At 60.5% G+C, this 13,526-nt stretch carries 9 protein-coding genes and 1 rRNA gene; 4 read left to right on the top strand and 6 right to left on the bottom strand.

Going from position 1 to position 13,526, the window contains the following annotated elements:
- A 5S ribosomal RNA gene (gene rrf, locus D906_RS26310) occupies positions 1–91 on the top strand; the annotation flags it as partial.
- 65 nt (positions 92–156) lie between these two features.
- Here the strand turns inward: rrf and D906_RS26305 are convergent.
- From D906_RS26305 to D906_RS26290, 4 genes are all read right to left on the bottom strand, one after another.
- Positions 157–2,622: a TonB-dependent siderophore receptor gene (locus D906_RS26305; RefSeq protein ID WP_050587796.1), complete on the bottom strand. Its 2,466-nt coding sequence runs from the start codon at positions 2,620–2,622 to the stop codon at positions 157–159.
- 114 nt (positions 2,623–2,736) lie between these two features.
- Complete coding sequence (locus D906_RS26300) at positions 2,737–3,693, bottom strand: FecR domain-containing protein (RefSeq protein ID WP_025755047.1); 957 nt, start codon at positions 3,691–3,693, stop codon at positions 2,737–2,739.
- A gap of 4 nt (positions 3,694–3,697) precedes the next feature.
- Positions 3,698–4,201, bottom strand: a complete 504-nt coding sequence (locus D906_RS26295) for a sigma-70 family RNA polymerase sigma factor (RefSeq protein ID WP_019096315.1) — start codon at positions 4,199–4,201, stop codon at positions 3,698–3,700.
- Positions 4,202–4,313: 112 nt separating this feature from the next.
- On the bottom strand, positions 4,314–5,003 hold the full coding sequence (locus tag D906_RS26290; protein ID WP_019096314.1) for a GntR family transcriptional regulator: 690 nt from the start codon (positions 5,001–5,003) through the stop codon (positions 4,314–4,316).
- Positions 5,004–5,283: 280 nt separating this feature from the next.
- On the opposite strand from D906_RS26290, the gene lapG reads away from it, so the two are divergent.
- Entirely contained in the window at positions 5,284–5,970 is a 687-nt protein-coding gene (gene lapG, locus D906_RS26285) for a cysteine protease LapG (RefSeq protein WP_371105393.1), read from the top strand.
- Positions 5,971–5,980: 10 nt separating this feature from the next.
- On the top strand, positions 5,981–7,927 hold the full coding sequence (gene lapD / locus D906_RS26280) for a cyclic di-GMP receptor LapD (RefSeq protein ID WP_025755046.1): 1,947 nt from the start codon (positions 5,981–5,983) through the stop codon (positions 7,925–7,927).
- Positions 7,928–7,992: 65 nt separating this feature from the next.
- Here lapD and D906_RS26275 read toward each other — a convergent pair whose 3' ends face one another.
- Complete coding sequence (locus tag D906_RS26275) at positions 7,993–9,351, bottom strand: HlyD family type I secretion periplasmic adaptor subunit (protein WP_027609934.1); 1,359 nt, start codon at positions 9,349–9,351, stop codon at positions 7,993–7,995.
- Between the two features lie 7 nt (positions 9,352–9,358).
- Positions 9,359–11,515: a type I secretion system permease/ATPase gene (locus D906_RS26270; protein ID WP_016714386.1), complete on the bottom strand. Its 2,157-nt coding sequence runs from the start codon at positions 11,513–11,515 to the stop codon at positions 9,359–9,361.
- A gap of 962 nt (positions 11,516–12,477) precedes the next feature.
- Between D906_RS26270 and D906_RS26265 the strand changes: the two genes are divergently transcribed.
- Positions 12,478–13,526, top strand: a 1,049-nt coding sequence (locus tag D906_RS26265) for a retention module-containing protein (RefSeq protein ID WP_028624849.1), incomplete at its 3' end; no start/stop codon positions are given.

The raw sequence follows: 13,526 nt of genomic DNA, 5'->3' as shown, positions 1-13,526 counted from the left end.
CACCTGATCCCATCCCGAACTCAGCAGTGAAACGATGCATCGCCGATGGTAGTGTGGGGTTTCCCCATGTGAGAGTAGGTCATCGTCAAGATTCAAACCCAAAGCCCCTGTCTGCACTGCAGACAGGGGCTTTGTCTTTTCCGGGTACCAATACCGTTAGAACTGATAGCTGACCGTGGCGCTGACGTTGCGTTCTTCACCCATGTAGCAGTAGTTCAGGCTGGCACAGGAAGTGATGTAGCTTTCGTTGGTAAGGTTGTTGGCGTTAAGGCGCACATCCACACCCTTGAGCCCCACCTTGCCCAGGTCATAGCCGATCGAGGCGTCGAACAAGGTGTAGGAAGGCACCTTCATGCTGTTTTCCGCATCCACCCAGCTGTACCCCACATACCGCACGCCACCGCCCAACCGCAGGCCATCCAGGGGCCCCTGGTGGATGTTGTAGTCGGCCCACAGCGAGAACATCTGCTTCGGCGCCTGGGTTGGCGAATTGCCTTTGTTGTCCAGGTTGCCCGACACCAGGCTCGGCATCGCCTTGGCGTACTCGATGTCGGTAAAGGTATAGCCACCCAACAGCTTCAAGCTGTCGGTCAGTTGCACATGCGCCTCCAGCTCTAGCCCCTGGGAACGTACTTTACCTACAGGGCGATAGAAGTCTTCGTCAGGCTGCTTGGACGCCAGGTTCTCTTGCTCGATACGGAATACCGATGCGGTAAACAAGTTGTCGCTGCCTGGCGGCTGGTACTTGATGCCAGCCTCCCATTGCGTGCCCTCCGTCGGTGCCAGCGGACGGCCTTCCTGGTCGGACACGGTATTGGGATTGAACGACTCCGAGTAGCTGACATAGGGTGCAATGCCGTTCTCGAACAGATAGAGCACCCCGGCCCGGGTAGTCATTTTGGAGCGCTGATCGCTGACCTTGGTATCGCTGTCGCGATTCTCTTCAGACACCTTCACCCAGTCCTGGCGCAGCCCCAAAGAAAAGCGCCACTGGTCCAGCTCTACCAAGTCCTGCAGGTACACGCCCGTTTGCTGCAAACGCCGCAGGTAGCGGTTCTCGCCCAGTACCTGAAGCTTGCCATTGCCATACTGCGCGCTTCCGGCATCCAACGGGTCGACCGTGCCATAACGCCAAGTGACGTCAGCCTTGCGCCGCTGGTAGTCGGTGCCCAACAGCAGGGTGTGTTTGGCAGCACCCGTGAAGAATTCCGCCTGCAGCATGTTGTCGATGATGTACGAATGCAGGCGCTCGTCGCCGCCGGTGTAGGCACGGTTGAGCATATTGCTGTCGGCGTCCGCCCAACCGGCCGAATACACCTGGTCCATGGATACGTCGGAATCCTGGTAGCGGAAGTTCTGCCGTGCGGTGAACACATCGTTGAAACGATGCTCGAACTGGTAGCTGAAGGACTGCTGTGTGCGCTCGTAGTTGTCGATGCCCGGCTCACCCTCGAAGAAGTGATCCGACAGGCGCAAGCCGTTGCGCTTGTGCAGCATGCCGTCTGCAGGGTTGCCGCCGTGGTAACCACCGTTAGGGTCATGCTGCAGATACGCTTGCAGTGTGAGCGACGTGTCTTCGGTGAAGTCGATGCTGATCGCCGGTGCAATGGCGTAGCGTTCTTCCTTGCTGTGGTCGAACTGTGTGTCGGAAGCATCCGCCAGGCCTGTCAGTCGATAAGCGATACGCTTGTCATCGTCCACAGGGCCGCTGAAATCAAAACCCGTCCCGCGCTGGCCCTGGGTACCAACCGTGGCCTGAACCTGATAGTAGGGGGTAAACAGTGGCTTCTTGGTGGTCAGGGCTACCAGGCCACCCGGTGAGCTTCGCCCGTACAGTACCGAAGACGGCCCCTTGAGAATGTCGATGCGCTCAAGGAAGTACGGGTCCACCTGCATGGTGCTGTAGGTGCCGTTGTCGCCCATGGACTTGAGCCCGTCGACATAGATGTTATCCACAGAGCCGTCGTTGAAGCCGCGCATGGCCACATAGTCGTAGCGGTGGGTCGCACCGTAAGGGTTAGTCAGTACTCCAGGCGTGTAGCGCATGGCCTGGGCAACGGTCTGTGAGCCCTGATCGTCCATCTGCTGGCGGGTAACCACCGACACCGATTGGGAGGTCTCGACCAACGGCATGCTGGTCTTGGTCGCCACCTGGCTGTGGGTGGCGTTGTAGCCCTCCATGCTGCCCAGTGCATTGCCGAGGGTGAAGCTACGGATATCAGTGTCGGGCAATGACAGTGCGGCGCTCTGGCGCTGTGCCTGCAGCACATAGCTACGTCCGTCCTGGCTGACGGCCTCCAGGCCGCTGCCATTGAGCAGTTGGCGCAGGGCCTGATCGTTAGCGTACTGCCCCTGTAGGCCGTTGGACTGCAGGCCATCGGTAAGCTGAGGCGTACTCGACAGGGTAATGCCGGCCTGGCGAGCGAACTGATTGAGCACCTCAGCGAGCTGGCCGGACGGGATTGCGTAGTGATGACTCATTTGGGCCGTTTCAGCTGCTACGGAAAGCTGCGAAGCGGATGCCAGGCCCAAGGCGGTTCCAAACAGGGCAGCCCGGATGGCTTGGCGTAAGCGTACCGATTGCAGGGCAGGTCGAAGATCGCTTGGTTGGAACGTGTGCATTAACAACGGGTTGATAGACATGAAGGGTCCGTTGGAGGGTTGAGGGCAGAAGGGGTCGCTTACTGTCCTAGCCGGACCGGGATTCAAAACCCGCCAGAAATCGATAAGGCCTTATCAGGCCAAGCGCTCTACACGTACCCACCAGCGTGTACGTTGACGAAGCTTCACGGGCAGCGTTTGCGGCAGCAACTGCAGCAGTTGCTCCGGGTCTTCGAGACGGAACACCCCCGACAAGCGCAGATCGGCAACCTCGTCGCTACAGCCCAGATAACCATGACGATAACGGCGGACCTGCGCGAGGAAGTCGGCCAAGCGCATGTCCTGGGTCACGATCAGCCCTTCGGCCCATGCCATCGCATCCATGTCCATGTGTGCGAGCCGGTGCGCGCCTTGAGCATCCAGGCGCCAGTTCTGTCCGCTTTCGATCCACAGCAGCTGGCCATTGCCAGGTCGATGAATCGCGACTTTGCCGTGGCTGACGCTTACGCGCGTACAGTCGCTGTCCTGGTAGGCCACAAAGCGCCCTTCGAATCCTTCCAGCAGGGCGTCACGTGTTTGTACCAGCAAGGAATGCCGAGGGCCGCAGGTGATCATCATCTCCCCGTGCTTCAGGCGGACCAGACGCTGTTGGTCACTGAAGGCCAGGTCCACTGCACTGTGGGTATTGAGTTGCATCAATGAGCCATCGGGCAGCGTGAACGCGCGTCGTTCGCCCGTGCCGGTGGCATAGTCCGAGGCCCATGCACTGACGGCATCGATGTCTTTGGCCAGCCATGTTGCCGACCCCGCCATGACAACGCCGCCGAGTAGCTTCAGCGCCTGCCGCCTGTGCAGGCGTTGCTGGCTGGTTTCCAGGGTTTGCAACGCCAGCCCGGCACCGGGTATGGCACGCAAGTCGAGGTCTTGATGCAGATGTGTAAGCCGTTGCCAGGCTCGCTCGTGTTCGAGCCGAGCATTGCGCCATTGTGCGCATTCCAATTGTAGAGCCGGGTCATGCCCGCTTTCACGAAGCCGTAGCATCCACTGGATGGCCTGCTTGACCACTTTTGCATCAGGGCGTGCGGCGGCCATCGCTTCAGCACTCGTCTTCGTAGCGCAGCACGTAGCAGTGGTAGAGCGCATCGGCAATGTAGCGTTCTACCGTGCGGACGGAGATTCCCATCTGTTCGGCGATGGCCTGGTGCTTCAGCCCCTCGCATTGGGCCAGCAGGAATGCGCGTCGTACCTTGGGTTTGAGGCCGTCGAGCATGCGTGCAATGCGCTCGAGCAACTCCAGCAGCAGCGCGCGGGTTTCTGCAGAGGGAGCCTGCGCTTCCGGTACATGGGCCAGCGCCTCCAGGTAGGCCCTGTGCAGCTCCTCGCGGCGCCAGTGATCGATTACCAGTCCACGCGCGACTGTGCGCAAGAAGGCCCGGGGAGCATTCAGCTGCAACTGCTCACGGCGCTGCAGCAGGCGTACGAAGGTGTCATGGGCAAGGTCTGCGGCATCGGCGGCGTTGCCGAGCTTGCCGCGCAACCAGTTGTGCAACCAACCGTGGTGGTCACTATAGAGCGTTTGCACGCAGTCGTTGCTGGGCATGGAGGAGGGCGCCGGCATCAATGGACATGAATGATAATTAGTCTCATTGTTGGCGGGGCAGGATCAATTTGCAACCCATCAGCTCGCGTCGCCCCCTCAAGCCGGCGACAGATTAACGCCCCAACTGTGTATCCAGGTAATTACGGATTACCCGCGCGCCACTATTGAGGTGCTGTTCCAGCACTGTTACCGCCTCATCGACCAGCTTGTCACTGGCCGCATCCACCAGTGCGTTGTGATCATCCTGGGTGAGTTTGCCCAAGCCCATGGAGGAAAGATGAAAACGCAGGAAGCGTTCTTCTTCGTTCAGTTCGTTCTCGATCAGGCGCAGCAGTTTTTTATTTGGCGCCTTGCTGTACAGCGACATGTGGAACAGGCGGTTCAGGCGGCCAATTTCGGCATGGCGGGTTTCGTTTTCCAGCAGTTGGATATACCCACGGGCGCTGGCGATGTCGCTGGCATCCAGCAGCGGGATGGACTGGCGCAGCGCCTCGCTCTCAAGCAGTACACGAAGGGCATAGGTGTCCACCGCATCCTCGCCGATCAACGGCGCAACCACCGCACCTTTGTGCATTTCCACTTTCAGCAGCGATTGTGCTTCCAGCTGGCGCAGGGCCTCGCGCACGGGCATGCGGCTGACGCCGAACAAGGTGGCGAGTTCTTGCTGGCGCACGGCAGTACCTGGTGGCAAGCGGCCATCGAGAATGGCGGTACGCAGGCGTTCTTCGATCACGCCACGGGCCTGGTGCGGCAACAGCTGCTCGCTGGCCAGCACATTGCTCAATTTGATTTTCTCGGCCACGCGACGTCTGCCTCAACGATGACTAAAGTTGGATCCAATGACACTAGTTACAGCCCATGGGGATTGTCAAACCTGTACCCGTGATGGAACGGGCGCCCCAAAAGCGCGGCTATGGTGGATGAAGTCGCCTGCCAAAGGAAGCGGCCTATAGAAGGTTATAAACAGAAAGTGTAGGCGGGCTGACAAGCGGGTGCATGATTGCAGCGTGCCATTGTCTTTTACTGTGGCAAGCCCCACCATCGCTGCTTTCGACTGATCTGAACAGGGCTTCGCAGTGGCGATATCCTGGGTGCTCAAAACCGTTGTGCGACGTGTCGGCTTTGCCGCGCTGCTGGGCAGTCTGCTGCTGGGCGGCTTGCACGCGGATTGGGATTTTTCCCAGATCAGCCGCAAGTCGCAGGCCCTGTATGGCCCCTTGGGGGCCGGGAAGGGGCGCATCGATGCCTGGCAGAACCTGATGGCTACCCAGAAGCAGGGGGCTGAGCTTGAGCGGCTGCAAGTGGTCAACCGCTTCTTCAACCAGCAATTGCGCTATGTCGAAGACATCGACCTCTGGCATGAGGTCGATTACTGGGCCACACCGGTGCAGGCCTTGATCAAGGGCGCCGGGGACTGCGAAGACTACGCCATCGCCAAATATTTCAGCCTGCGGCGCATGGGCATCCCCAGCGAAAAACTGCGCATCACCTACGTAAAGGCGTTGCGACAGAACCGGGCACATATGGTGCTGACCTATTATTCAAGCCCACAGGCCCAGCCTTTGGTGCTCGATAGCCTGATGGACGCCATCAAGCCGGCCAGCCAGCGTACCGACCTGTTGCCGGTATACGCCTTCAATGGCGAGGGGTTGTGGCTGACGGGCGCCGCGGGCAACAAGAAGGTCGGCGATACCAAGCGGCTGTCACGCTGGCAGGATTTGCTGAAAAAAATGCAGGCCGAAGGGTTCCCGGCCGAGCCTGTTTACTGAAGGAGCACAGATGTCACTGTTCAAACAATTGCTGTTGGCCATTTGCCTGTTCCTGGTGGTCGCCTTCAGTGGCAGTTTCATGGTCAGCCTGGAAAGCTCGCGCAGCCAGTACGTCAACCAGCTGCGCTCGCATGCCCAGGATGCCGCGACCGCATTGGCGCTGTCACTGACGCCTAATATCGACGACCCGGCGATGGTCGAGCTGATGGTCAGTTCGATCTTCGACAGTGGTTACTACTCCAGCATCAAGGTCGTCGACCTGGGTTCCAATGCCGTGCTGGTGGAGCGTCACGCCGAGCCGGACCCTGGCGGTGTACCCCGCTGGTTCGTGAACCTTATCGGCCTGGAGGCTGCCGGCGGGGACGCCATCGTCAGCCGTGGCTGGCAGCAGGCCGCGCGCGTGGAAGTAATCAGCCACCCGATGTTCGCCATTGCCAAGCTCTGGCAAAGCGCTCTGGGCAGCCTGGGCTGGCTGCTGCTGTGCGGTGCGGCCAGTGCCGTGCTCGGTGCCTTGCTGCTGCGCCGCCAGTTGCGGCCGCTGGACTACATGGTCGAGCAATCCCACGCCATTGCCCGTCGCGAATTCCTAAGCCTGCCCGAGTTGCCGCGTACACCGGAGTTGCGCCGCGTGGTGCAGGCAATGAACCAGATGGTCGAGAAGCTCAAGGCCCTGTTCACCGAGCAGGCCGAGCGCAGCGAGCGGCTGCGTGCCGAGTCGTACCAGGACAGTTTGACTGGCCTGTCCAACCGCCGCTATTTCGAGATGCAGTTGAACACCCGGGTGAGCAACCTGGAAGAAGCGCGCGCGGGTTACCTGCTGTTGCTGCGCGTTCAAGGCCTGGCGGGTTTGAACGCCCGCCTGGGTGGCCAGCGCACCGACCAGTTGCTGCAAGCTGTGGGTGAGCAGTTGCGCCGTACCTGTGCCAGTTTCCCGGAAACCAACGACCTGATTTCCCGCAGCCGTGGCGGCGAGTTTGCCGTGCTGGCGCCGGGCATGGTGCATGAGGAAGCGGTACACCTTGCCCAGGCGCTGGAAGCGACGCTGCAGAGCCTGCACGAGACCGGCGCCAGTGATATCGACCCGGTTGCCTGCATCGGCCTTGCGCCGTTCAGCCCCGGTGATGCACCACAGGCGTTGCTCAAGCTTGCCGACGAAGCCCTGGCCCGTGCCGAAAACCAGCCGACGCCAGGCTGGGTGTGCCTTGAACAAGGCGTGGCTGCTGTTGCGGCGGACAGCCAGCACGACTGGCATGAGCGGCTTGACCAAGCCTTTATCAACGGGCATTTCGAACTGTTCTTCCAGCCCGTGGTGGACTCCGGCACGGCACAAGGGGTGTTGCACCACAAAGTGATTTCGCGCTTGAAGGATGGTCAGGGCGAGGCGTTGCCCGCGGGCCGCTTCCTGCCCTGGCTGGAACGCTTTGGCTGGATGCCACGGCTGGATGTGCTGGTGCTGGAGAAAGTGCTGGCGCACTTGCGTGGGCATGACCAGGTGCTGGCGCTGAACCTGTCTGCCGCCACGCTGGCCGACCCCAAGGCCCTGCAGCGCGTCTTCGAGCTGCTGGGCCAGAATACGGCCATGGGGCCTCGGCTGGTGTTTGAAATTGGTGAGGAGCAGTTGCCTGAGCAGGCGGCCCTGGAACACCTGACCCGGCGCCTGCACGCGCTTGGCTTTGGTCTGGCGCTGCAGCGTTTCGGTGGCCGCTTCAGCATGATCGGCAACCTGGCGCACCTGGGCCTGGCGTACCTGAAAATCGATGGCAGCTATATCCGCAACATCGACCAAGAGCAGCACAAGCGTCTGTTTATCGAAGCGATCCAGCGCGCGGCACACAGCATCGACCTGCCTTTGATTGCCGAGCGGGTCGAGACGGAAGGGGAGCGGCGGGTGTTGAAGGATATGGGTGTAGGCGGGATTCAGGGGCAGCTGGTTGGCGAACCTGCGCCCTGGCGTTAACTGAACCCGATCCCCTGTAGGAGCGGCACAAGGCCGCTCCTACAAAGAGCCGCGCAGACTTGCTATCACCGCTCGCGCAGCGCTTCCGAACGCGCCTTCATGATCGGCTTGAGCAGGTAGCTCATGATGGTCTTCTTGCCGGTCATGATATCCACCGTGGCCACCATCCCCGGAATGATCAGCAGCGGTTTCTCGTCAGTCCCCAGGTGGCTGCGATCGGTGCGCAGCTTGATCAGGTAATACGTGGTCTTCTTGTCTTCATCGGTGATGGTGTCTGCACCGATCTGTTCCAGCTTGGCCTTGAGCCCGCCGTAGATGGTGTAGTCATAGGCCGTGAACTTCACCGTCGCTTCCTGGCCTGGGTGCAGGAAGGCGATGTCCTTGGGCAGGATTTTCGCTTCGATGACCAGCGTGTCGTCCAGTGGCACGATCTCGACGATGTCGCTGCCTGGCTGGATTACCCCGCCAATGGTGTTCACCAGCAGCTGCTTGACGATACCGCGCACCGGTGAAGTGACCATGGTACGGTGTACCCGGTCGTCCAGTGCCTTACTGGTGGCGGTCGCCTTGTTCAGCTCGGTGCGTGCCTCGTTCAGCTGGGTCAATGCTTCGCTGCGGAACTTGCCACGGGTCTCTTCGATCTTGCTCTGTACCTCGCGGATGGCGGCCTCGGCACGCGGGATGGCCAGTGCGGTGGAGTCAAGCTGGCCGCGGTTTTCAACTTCGGCACGGCGCAGGCGCAGCACTTCTACCTGGGAAATCGCACCGGTTGCCACCAGCGGTTCGGACATGCCGATTTCCTTGCGCAGCAGCTCAAGGCTGTTGGCGTACTGGGCGCGTTTGGAGCTGTATTCACGCAGTTCCTGCTGGCGCTGGACCAGTTGCTGCTGCAGGCCGCCAATTTCGTCCTGCAGTTGCTGGCGCCGGCTCTGGTATAGCGACTCTTCACTGGCTGCCTGGCTGGGTGCGGCTTTGCGCAGTGCTTCGTCGATCTTGAGCGGGCTGTCCTGAACTTCCGCACTCAGTCGTTCGACCCGCAGGGCCATGGCCAGGCGATCTGCCTCGGTTTCACCGACGTTGGACGCGAAACGGGTTTCGTCCAGGCGCAGCAGCGGCTGGCCCACTTCTACGATCTGCCCTTCCTTGGCGAAGATCTCGGCGACGATGCCGCCTTCCAGGTTCTGGATCTTCTGCACCTTGGAAGACGGGATAGCCTTGCCTTCGCCCCGCGTGACCTCATCGATGGGCGCAACGCTGGCCCATACGATCATGAACACGAAGAACAGGATCACGCCCCAGATGGTCAGCCGTACCACCCTTGGCGCATCCTCGATCAGGGCTTTGTTCACCTCTGGCAGCGGCTGGCCGCCCAGTGAGTCGGAGCCCTTGAAATAGCGCCTCAGGCCATCCTTGAATTGCCCCATATCCAGCTTATGCAACACTGATCTGCCCCTTCTTCAGCGCATCCATGACCGCGGCTTTCGGGCCGTCGGCGACTATCTGTCCGCGATCGATCACGATCAGTCGGTCCACCAGCGACAGCAGCGAGGCACGGTGCGTGACCAACAGCACCGTCTTGCCCTCCACCACGGCTTGCAGGCGCTGTTTCAGGCGTTCTTCGCCCGTGTTGTCCATGGCGCTGGTCGGCTCATCCAGCAGCAGGAGCTGCGGGTTGAGCAGCAGCGCACGCCCCAGGGCAACGTTCTGCCGCTGGCCGCCGGACAGGTTCTGCCCGCGCTCCCCCACTTGCAGCTCGTAGCCGTCCGGGTGCAGGCGGGCGAATTCATGCACGCCTGCCAGCTCGGCAGCTTGCAGGATCAGTTCGTCCTCGATGTAGCGGGCACCGCTGACCAGGTTGTCGCGCAGCGTGCCAGCCAGCAGCTGGATGTCCTGCGGTACATAGCCGATGTTGTGGCGCAGTTCGCTGACGTCGATCTGGCGAATGTCCACACCATCGACCAGCAGTGAGCCGCCATTGGCCTCGTACAGGCCAACGATGAGCTTGGCCAGCGAGCTCTTGCCCGAGCCGCTGCGGCCAATGATGCCGACCTTCTCACCGGGGCGGATGGTCAGGTTGATGTTCTTCAGGGCCAGGTTCTGCTGGTTGGGATAGGTAAAATCGACCCCGCGGAACTCGACGCTACCCTGCAGCACCTTGCGGCTCAGCGGGCGCTCTTCGAAGTTGCGCTCTTGCGGCAGCTCCATCATATGGTCGGTGGAAACCATGGTCACCTTGGCCTGCTGGTAGCGGGCGAGCAGGCCGTTCAGCTGGCCCAGTGGGCCGAGCGCGCGGCCGCTGAGCATGTAGCAGGCCACCAGGCCACCCATGCTCAGGTTGCCATCGATGATCAGGTACACGCCGACGCAGATCATCGCCACGCCTGCCAGTTGCTGGATCAGCAGGGTGATGTTCATCGCCAGGCTAGACAGCACCTTCACCCTCAGCTCCAGGCGGCTGAGCGTACCGAGGGTCTGCTCCCACATGTACTGGCGTTCGCTCTCGGCGTTGTTGACCTTCACCGCATCCAGGCCGGCCAGGGTCTCGATCAGGCTGGACTGGCGCTCCGAGGCCAGGGCCATGGTCCGTTCCATGGTCGCCATCAGCGGCCGCTGCAGGGCGTAGCCGATGCCCAGGGCCAGTGGGAAGGCGATGACCGGGATCCATACAAGGTGCCCGCCAATGATGGCGATGACGACCAGGATCAGAATGGTGAAAGGCAGGTCGATCAGGCTGGTAAGCGTCAGCGACGCGAGGAAGTCGCGCAGGCCCTGGAACTCGTGAATGTTCTGGGCAAAGCTGCCCACCCGTGCCGGCCGGTACTTCATCGACATGCCGACGATGCGTTCGAACAGCGTTGCTGAAATGATCAGGTCGGTTTTCTTGCCGGCAAGGTCCAGGCACAGGCCGCGTAGGCCTTTTAGGATCAGGTCGAAAATGTAGGCGCCGGCGATGCCGACGGCCAGCACCCAAAGTGTCGACGTAGCCTGGTTAGGTACCACGCGGTCATACACGTTCATCACGAACAACGGCGCGGCCAAGGCAATCAGGTTGATCACCAGGCTGGCGGCGATGGCATCGATATAAAGCCACTTGCTGCGCAGCAGTGTGTCGCGGAACCACGACTTCGCCCGTGGGATCAGGTTGCCGTGGTTGACGTCGAACTTGTGTTGCGGTTGGGCAAAGAACACCCGGCCGCTGTAGTCGCTTTGCAGGGCTTCGCGGCTGACATGCACCTCACCACCGTCGCTCTCGCTGAGCAGCAGGCGTGCGGTATCTTCATTTTCCCAGCCCAGCAGGACGGCGCTGCGGCCTTCCTTGAGCAGCAACATGGCCGGCATGGCGATGCTCGGGATCTGCTCCAGCTTGCGTTGCAGCAGCCGCCCTTGCAGACCCGCCCGGGCGGCGGCGCGGGGCAGCAGCTCGGGGCTCAGACGCTGGGCGGGCAGCGGCAGGCCCGTGGTCAGCATGACCCGGCTGGCGGGTTTCTGGTGCAAGACACACAGGCTCAGCAGACTATCCAGCAAGGGATCGTCATGCTGACTGCGTGGATCGTGGCTGAGTTGGACTCGACTGACTTCAGATTCCACGCGGCGCTCTCTTCATCCTTGTGGTGGGTGGGGTGGGTGTGCCGCCATTCAGGTCTATCGGCTCACCCTGACGTTCAATGGTGCTGCAAAAAAGCTGGCCAATGGTCGCCTTGAATCGATACTGAGTAAACAATTCTACGTCGATATTGCTACTGCATAGGCGCTGCCATGCAGTGACTGTTTCATTTCTGATCCTGTTGGGGGTCCGTTTCATGTGCAGCATAGCCTGCCACCCAGACAACGCCGTTTGGGTGAGTGATCGGCTCGCGGGCTTGTCAGTAAACAGGCGCTAATTTGTTGACGTTTAAAAGCGGGCAGATCATTAAAATTCATCGCGCGAAGTGTGTTTGCTCGTTGAACCGTGGTTCTGTAATCACCGATGGTTTGCCATCATTCTCATGCCAGTATTCGCGTGCGGGTTCGCTATCTGTTTGATCTGCGGTAAATCGTTGTTGGTGGCCGCGATCAGTAGCAGGCTTGGTTGGCAAGGGCATGAGTGCGGCCCTGATTCTGCCTGGGTTTCAAACCTTTTTCCGGGCGACTTCAGGCAAGGTTTGTGCTTGTAAACGCGCACGTGCCTGGGGCAACGAAAGTGACCAGAATGTTGACGCCAACGACCTTGACGGTGGCCGATGGACGGTGCTTCTAAAGTGTGTAATGGCGTCTGCCCGTATGTGGAAAAGGCTACTGAACTTAACGGCCAGCGCATTTTTGATGATGTACGACATTGGTCCTCGGCAAACGGTTGGCTAAGGTACAAATATCAATGTGACATTACATTGCCGATTGTTTAGGATGGCCTGTATAAGGTCAATACTTTGGCAGTATTACGGTTTCAAAAAGTTATAGACGGAATGTTGACGCAAGAAAGCGTCAAGAGATCATCGACATAAGTTCCGCCTGAAGTGGCTTGCAGTGCCGCTCTGGCAGGGAAGTACCCATCGGGTCACACGGAGAGTCCAATGAGCAGCGTTGTAGCCATCGTCAAAAGCATTGTCGGCCAGGTTATTGCGGTATCCCCAGAGGGCATTCGTCGTGTGCTCATCGAGGGGGACCGCCTGTTGGCAGGTGAGGAAGTGCTCACTGGCCCGGGCGGGGCAGTGACTCTGGAGCTGGCCGATGGCCGTCTGCTTGACTTGGGCCGTGACAGCCAGTGGAGCGCCGATACGCCTGACAGCAGCACCGACCTGAGCCAGGCGACCGCACAGGCCGCGCCGTCGGTGGAAGAACTGCAGCAGGCGATCGCTGCGGGTGTCGACCCGACTACCGAGCTTGAAGCTACCGCAGCCGGTCCGTCGGCCGCAGGCGGTGGTGGCGCGCTGGGTGGTGGTCACAGCTTCGTGATGCTCGAAGAAACGGCGGGCCGGGTCGACCCCACCGTTGGATTCCCCACTGAAGGGCTGGGCTTTGCAGCCACGCTGGACAGTGAAGAAGTCGGCCTGCTGGGTGACACCAACAACAACCTGGTGACCACGCCGACGACGGACACCAACGTTGCTACCGACCTGATCCTTGGCGCCACTCCTTCCATCAGCGAAGCGGGTGGCGTAATTGTTTATACCGCCACGGTTGGACAGGCACCGACTACCAACCTGGTCATTACCCTGTCCAATGGCGCCGTGATCGTCATTCCGGCCGGGCAGACCAGCGGTAGTGTCAATGTCGTGGTCCCGGCGAACGATACACCGTATATCGACGGTGGGCAGATCTCGGCAACTGTCACCGGTGCAACCGGTGGCGGCGGTTTGACGGTGACATTGCCGCAAACGCCGGCGGTTACCCAAGTGACCGATACCATCGATACGACGACTGCGACACTGACTGCTTCGCCAAGCGTTACTGAAGGCGGCGTCATCACTTACACCGTAACCCTGAGCAACCCTGCCCAGACTCCGGTGACCGTGACCCTGTCCAATGGCCAGACCATCACCGTTGAGGCCGGCAAGACCCAGGGCAGCGTTGATTTCCAGACGCCTGCGAACGACGTTTACAACAACGGCTCGACCGTCAG

This window comes from Pseudomonas sp. LAIL14HWK12:I1 (genome assembly GCF_003202095.1).
In the GTDB taxonomy this organism is placed as follows: domain Bacteria; phylum Pseudomonadota; class Gammaproteobacteria; order Pseudomonadales; family Pseudomonadaceae; genus Aquipseudomonas; species Aquipseudomonas monteilii.
Note: the sequence above shows the minus strand (reverse complement) of the source record. Positions and strands in the feature narration are given on the sequence as shown.

What these genes read in the sequence shown, in the direction of transcription:
- D906_RS26275 (WP_027609934.1), bottom strand. Translation starts at nt 9,351, where the DNA reads ATGGGGCAATTCAAGGATGGCCTGAGGCGCTATTTCAAGGGCTCCGAC.
- lapD (WP_025755046.1), top strand. Translation starts at nt 5,981, where the DNA reads ATGTCACTGTTCAAACAATTGCTGTTGGCCATTTGCCTGTTCCTGGTG.
- D906_RS26300 (WP_025755047.1), bottom strand. Translation starts at nt 3,693, where the DNA reads ATGGCCGCCGCACGCCCTGATGCAAAAGTGGTCAAGCAGGCCATCCAG.
- D906_RS26305 (WP_050587796.1), bottom strand. Translation starts at nt 2,622, where the DNA reads ATGCACACGTTCCAACCAAGCGATCTTCGACCTGCCCTGCAATCGGTA.
- D906_RS26295 (WP_019096315.1), bottom strand. Translation starts at nt 4,201, where the DNA reads ATGCCCAGCAACGACTGCGTGCAAACGCTCTATAGTGACCACCACGGT.